The sequence below is a fragment of the Variovorax sp. 20P10.2.4 genome, from assembly GCF_058244205.1.
The window spans coordinates 1-5,981 of sequence record NZ_JBZAYE010000459.1 but is presented as its reverse complement, the minus strand read 5'-3'; the positions used below and the strand labels follow the sequence as shown (position 1 = coordinate 5,981).

The window sequence follows — 5,981 nt, the reverse complement described above, 5'->3', positions numbered from 1 at the left end:
GCGCCCGCGTCGGGTGCGCCGGTGGCCGGCATCGCCGGCGACAACGCCTATGCGGTCTCGGGCCGCGCGTGGCTGCCGCTGGCGGCCGATGGCGCCGCGCGATAGGCGCGCAGCGCATCGAGGTCGCGCAAGGTCACGACCTGGTAGCCCAGCGTGAGCAGGCCCTCGGCCTCGAGCCGTCGCAGCGCCGCGTTGAGCCGCGGGCGCGACATGTTGCAGTAGAGCGCGAGCTCGGCCTGCGAGACCTGCAGCTCGAGCGAGCGCGGCGGAAAGCCCGCGGGACCGAACAGCGAGGCCAGGCTCTGCGCGACCTTGGCGACCGGGTCGAGCGTGCGGTCCGACAGCGTGACGGCCATCGACTGCGTGAGCCGTTCGCTCAGCAGCTGCAGCACGAAGCGGTTGAAGGCGCGGTTGCCGTCGAGCAGGTGGAAGAAGGCCGTCTTCGGCATCTTGATGACCACCGCGTCGGACAGCGCGACCGCATCGCAGAAGCGAGGTTCATTGCGGATCAGTTCGACCTCGCCGACCCAGCTGAAGGCCTGGCCCATGAAGGTGACCGGCTTGCCCGAGGCCGAGGTGGTGCACAGCTTCATGCTGCCGCGCCCCATGCCGACCCAGTGTTCGGCCGGGTCGCCGCGGTGCCAGATGGCCTGGCCCGCGGCGAGCTCGACGAAGCGCAGCTGCGGCAGCAGCACTTCGGCCTCGTCGTCGCTCAGCGCGTGGGCCCACACGCAGCCGCGCCAGCGCGACTTGAGCGAGGCGATCTCGCCGGGGTCCATGCGGCGTCGGCCGATTTGGTGCGGATCAGGCCGCTTCGGTTTCCTGGTACTCGCCCACGGGCACGCAGCTGCAGAACAGGTTGCGGTCGCCGTAGACGTTGTCGACGCGGCCGATCGGCGGCCAGTACTTGGCGTCCTTCAGGCCGGCCAGAGGGAAAGCGCCGAGCTCGCGTGCATAGGGATGGCCCCATTCGCTGCCGAGCAGGCTCGCGGCCGTGTGCGGCGCGTGCTTGAGCGGGTTGTCGTCCTTCGGCCAGACGCCTTCCTCGACACGGCGGATCTCGCCACGGATGGCGATCATCGCCTCGATGAAGCGGTCGAGCTCGGCCAGTGGCTCGCTCTCGGTCGGCTCCACCATCAGCGTGCCCGGCACCGGGAAGCTCAGCGTGGGCGCATGGAAGCCGTAGTCGATCAGGCGCTTGGCGACGTCCTCGGCGGTGACGCCGCTGGTGTCCTTGAGCGGACGCAGGTCGAGGATGCACTCGTGCGCGACGTGGCCGTTGGGGCTCGCGTACAGCGTGGGGTAGTGGTCCTTGAGCCGCGCGCTGATGTAGTTGGCACTTAGGATCGCGGTCTCGGTCGCGGCCTGCAGGCCCTTCGCGCCCATCATGCGGCAGTACATCCAGCTGATCGGCAGCACGGCCGCATTGCCCAGCGGCGCCGCCGACACGGCACCCACGCCATGGCCCGACACGCCCGCGGTCGCATGGCCCGGCAGGTAGGGCACGAGGTCCTCGACCACGCAGACCGGGCCCACGCCCGGGCCGCCGCCGCCGTGCGGAATGCAGAAGGTCTTGTGCAGGTTCAGGTGGCTCACGTCGCCGCCGAACTCGCCCGGCGCGGCCACGCCCACCAGCGCGTTCATGTTGGCGCCGTCCACATACACGCGACCGCCGTGCGCATGCACCAGTTCGCACAGCTCCTTCACGCGCGTCTCGAACACGCCGTGCGTGCTCGGGTAGGTGATCATCACCGCGGCCAGGTTCTTGCCATGCTTCTCGCAGGCGCGCTTCAGGTCGTCGAGGTCGACGTTGCCCTGCGCATCGCAGGCCGTCACCACCACCTGCAGGCCCACCATCTGCGCGCTCGCGGGATTGGTGCCGTGCGCCGACGAGGGAATCAGGCAGATGTTGCGGTGGCCTTCGCCCTTCGCTTCGTGGAAGGCGCGAATCGCCAGCAGGCCCGCGTACTCGCCCTGCGAGCCGGCATTGGGCTGCAGGCTGATGCCCGCGTAGCCGGTGGCTTCGCAGAGCCAGGCGCGCAGCTGGGCGTCGAGCTGGGCATAGCCCTGCAGCTGCTCGGCCGGCGCGAAGGGATGGATGTTCGCGAACTCGGGCCAGGTGATCGGGATCATCTCGCTGGTCGCGTTGAGCTTCATGGTGCAGCTGCCCAGCGGGATCATGCTGCGGTCGAGCGCGAGGTCCTTGTCCGACAGGCTGCGGATGTAGCGCAGCATCGCGGTCTCGCTCTTGTGGGTGTTGAACACCGGGTGCGACAGGAAGGCGCTCGCGCGGCGCAGCGCCTGCGGGATGCGCGGCGCGGTGTTGGCGGCCAGCTCCTCGAAGCGCGGCATCGGCGTGCCGGCGGGCACGAACAGCGCCCACAGGGTCTCGACGTCGGCGCGCGTGCTGGTCTCGTCGAGCGAGATGCCCAGGTGCTGCTGCAGCCGCTGGCGCAGGTTCACGTTGGCGGCCTGCGCGCGCTCGAGGATCCTGGCGGTGTCGTCGCCGGTGCGGATGGTCAGCGAATCGAAGGCGGTCTCGTTGACCGGCTCGCGGCCCATCTGGGCCAGGCCGCGCGCGAGGATCGCGGTGAGCGCGGCCACGCGCTGCGCGATGCGCGTGAGGCCGTCGGGGCCGTGGTAGACCGCGTACATGCTCGCGACCACCGCGGGCAGCACCTGCGCGGTGCAGATGTTCGAGGTCGCCTTCTCGCGCCGGATGTGCTGCTCGCGCGTCTGCAGCGCGAGGCGGTAGGCGGGGCGGCCATGGGTGTCGACGCTCACGCCGACCAGGCGGCCCGGCAGCGAGCGCTTGAAGTCGTCGCGGCAGGCCAGGTAGGCCGCGTGCGGGCCGCCGTTGCACAGCGGCATGCCGAAGCGCTGGGTGGTGCCGCAGACGATGTCGGCATCCCATTCGCCAGGCGGCGCGAGCAGGGTCAGCGCCAGCAGGTCGGCCGCGACGCAGAAGGCCGCGCCGTACTGATGCGCATGGCCCGCGAGCGGGCGCAGGTCGTGCACGTGGCCGGTGGTGGCCGGGTACTGCGCCAGCACGCCGAAGAATTCGCCGCTGGCCATCAGGTGCGGCAGGGTTTCCGAGGCGGTGCTGACCTTGACCTCGATGCCCAGCGGCGCGGCGCGGGTCTTCACCACCTCGATGGTCTGCGGATGGCAGTCGCCCGAGACCAGGAACACGTTGCTCTTGCTTTTCACGCTGCGCTTGGCCAGCGTCATCGCCTCGGCGGCCGCGGTGGCTTCGTCGAGCATCGAGGCATTGGCGATCGCCATGCCCGTGAGGTCGCAGACCATGGTCTGGAAGTTGACCAGCGCCTCCATGCGGCCCTGCGAGATCTCGGCCTGGTAGGGCGTGTAGGCCGTGTACCAGGCCGGGTTCTCGAGGATGTTGCGCAGGATCACGCCCGGCGTGTGGGTGTCGTAGTAGCCCTGGCCGATGAAGTTGCGGAACACCTTGTTCTTCGCCGCGATCGCCTTGAGCTCGGCCAGCGCGTCGGCCTCGGTGGCCGGTGCCGGCAGCCGCATCGGCTTGCTGCGCCGGATCGCCGCGGGCACGATGCCGTCGATGAGTTCGGCGCGCGTGGCCGACCCGATCACGGGCAGCATGCGCGCCTCGTCGTCGGCATCGATGCCGATGTGGCGGGCGATGAATTCCTCGGCGTTCTCGAGTTCTTGCAGGGTGGGCAGGGCGGCGGGGGTGGGCATGGCGGGCGGGGGAAGAGAAGGGGGAGCGGACTTCCGGACGCGAGCCTTCGCGTCCGGCCATCCGGTTTCAGGAGCTCAGGATTCCTCGGCGAACTTGCCGTAGGCGGTTTCGTCCATCAGCGCGTCGAGCTGGGCCGGTTCGGACAGCTTGACCTTGAAGAACCAGCCTTCGGCCAGCGGCGCGCTGTTGGCGAGCGAGGGATCGGCGCGCAGGGCTTCGTTGACTTCGGTGATCTCGCCCGAGACGGGCATGAACACGTCGGCCGCGGCCTTCACCGATTCGACGACGCCGGCGACATCGCCCTGGGCGAAGCTCTTGCCGACCTCGGGCAGGTCGACGAAGACCACGTCGCCCAGCGCGTCCTGCGCATGGACGGTGATGCCGACCGTGGCGTTGCCGCCCTCGGCCTGCACCCATTCGTGGTCCTTGGTGTACTTGATGCTCATGTTGAAAAACTCCTCGTGGATAAAAAGTGGCCGATGCCGGGGCGTAGGTTAGCCGCGACGGCGGTCCGCCGGATGTCCGGCCGTCAGCCGCGGTAGTAGCGCGTCGGCACGAAGGGCAGGGTCGAGACCTCCATCGGCACCGGCTTGCCGCGCACGATGGCCTGCACCCGGGTGCCGGGCTCGGCGAAGGCGGTGGCCACGTAGCCCATGGCGACCGGCCGGTCGGCCGTCGGGCCCAGCAGGCCGCTGGTGACCTGGCCGATGTCCTGGCCCTCGAAGGACTGCAGCGGCGTGCCGTCGCGCACCGGGATGCGCTCTAGCGCGACCAGGCCGACGCGGCGGCGCTTCAGGGTGTCGTGGTCGAGGTGGCCAGCGGCGCCGGTGGCGGCGGTGAGCTGGGCCAGGATCTTCTCGGCGCCGGGGAAGCCGCCCGCGCGCGCGCCGCCCGTGCGGCGCACCTTCTGGATCGCCCAGTTGAGCGAGGCCTCGACCGGCGTGGTGCCGGTGTCGATGTCGCTGCCGTAGAGGCACAGGCCGGCCTCGAGCCGCAGCGAGTTGCGCGCGCCCAGGCCGATGGGCTTGACCTCGGGCTGGGCCAGCAGCAGCCGGGCCAGCGCCTCGGCCTCCTTCGCGGCGACCGAGATCTCGAAGCCGTCCTCGCCGGTGTAGCCGCTGCGCGTGACGAAGGCGGCTATGCCGCCGATCTGCACCGCGCCGCCGGTCATGAACACGAAGCGCTCGATGCCGGGCGACAGCCGCGCCAGCGTGGCCGCGGCCTGCGGGCCCTGCAGCGCGAGCAGCGCCTGATCGGGCAGCGGCTGCACCTGGCAGCGCTGGCCGATCCGTTGCTGGATGTGGGCGATGTCGGCCACCTTGCAGGCGCCGTTGACGATCACGAACAGCGAGCCGTTGCCTTCGTTGAAGAACATCAGGTCGTCGAGGATGCCGCCCTGGTCGTCGAGCAGCAGGCCGTAGCGCTGCTTGCCCGCGGGCAGGTCGATCACGTCGACCGGCATCAGGGTCTCGAAGGCGGCCGCGGCATCGGGGCCGGACAGGCGCAGCTGGCCCATGTGGGAGATGTCGAACAGGCCCGCGGCCGCGCGCGTATGTTTGTGCTCGGCCATCAGGCCGGCCGGGTACTGGACCGGCATCGAATAGCCGGCGAAGGGCACCATGCGGGCGCCGAGTTCCAGGTGCAGCGCGTGCAGCGGGGTCTTGAGCAGTTCGGATTCGGGGGCGGAAGCAGCCACGGGGCACTCCTGGGGGCAGCAATCGAATGCCATGGCTCGCGCCATGGGGCCACCCCTGCTGTCCGCTTTACCTGAGAGATTCGCCCCACGATCGGGGTTTGCTCCTTCGGTGGACCGGGCGCCTGCGGCACCGGCCTCTCTCCAGCAAGGAAACGCCGTCCCGCGAAGGCCGGCGCTGTGTCAGTCCTTTTGCCTGAGCGTTCGGGGGTTCCCTGCGCCTTCGGCGGCCCCGTGCGGGGCTCTCTCCTGACCCGGGCGAGTGTAGTGGATTGCGGGCGGCTTCAGCCGCGGCCGCGCAGCCGGTTCGACAGCGCCTGGCAGATGGCGTCGTGGGCCCGGCCGGCGGCGGCCGACTGGGCGAAGAAGCCGAAGAAGGGGTGGAACATGTCGTCGAAGGCCAGCAGCCGGGTCGGTATGCCGGCCGCCTCGAGCCGGTGCGCGTAGGCCAGGCCTTCCTCGCGCAGCGGGTCATGGCCGGCGACGGCGATCAGGGTCGGCGGCAGGCCCGCGAGCTCCGCCGCGCGCAGCGGGGAGGGCGGCACCTCGGTGGCGCGATGCGCCGAGGCG

5 protein-coding genes and 2 riboswitches are annotated in these 5,981 nt (G+C 70.6%); all 5 genes read right to left on the bottom strand.

Annotated features, from left to right (window positions below; all coding sequences use genetic code 11):
- Nucleotides 1-47: 47 nt before the first annotated feature.
- Nucleotides 48-779, bottom strand: coding sequence for a Crp/Fnr family transcriptional regulator (locus AC27VN_RS30170; protein WP_490878935.1), 732 nt, complete (start codon nucleotides 777-779; stop codon nucleotides 48-50).
- 25 nt (nucleotides 780-804) lie between these two features.
- Nucleotides 805-3,717: an aminomethyl-transferring glycine dehydrogenase gene (gcvP, locus tag AC27VN_RS30165; RefSeq protein ID WP_490878934.1), complete on the bottom strand. Its 2,913-nt coding sequence runs from the start codon at nucleotides 3,715-3,717 to the stop codon at nucleotides 805-807.
- A 75-nt stretch (nucleotides 3,718-3,792) separates the two neighbouring features.
- Nucleotides 3,793-4,164 (bottom strand): glycine cleavage system protein GcvH, encoded by a 372-nt coding sequence (gene gcvH / locus AC27VN_RS30160; RefSeq protein ID WP_093344930.1) that lies wholly within the window; start codon nucleotides 4,162-4,164, stop codon nucleotides 3,793-3,795.
- An 83-nt stretch (nucleotides 4,165-4,247) separates the two neighbouring features.
- A complete protein-coding gene (gene gcvT / locus AC27VN_RS30155) occupies nucleotides 4,248-5,447 on the bottom strand; it encodes a glycine cleavage system aminomethyltransferase GcvT (protein ID WP_490878933.1) in 1,200 nt (399 codons plus the stop codon).
- Between the two features lie 15 nt (nucleotides 5,448-5,462).
- Nucleotides 5,463-5,569, bottom strand: a riboswitch (glycine riboswitch).
- Between the two features lie 20 nt (nucleotides 5,570-5,589).
- Nucleotides 5,590-5,673, bottom strand: a riboswitch (glycine riboswitch).
- Nucleotides 5,674-5,695: 22 nt separating this feature from the next.
- A partial coding sequence (locus AC27VN_RS30150) for an alpha/beta hydrolase fold domain-containing protein (RefSeq protein WP_490878932.1) occupies nucleotides 5,696-5,981 on the bottom strand: 286 nt, incomplete at its 5' end.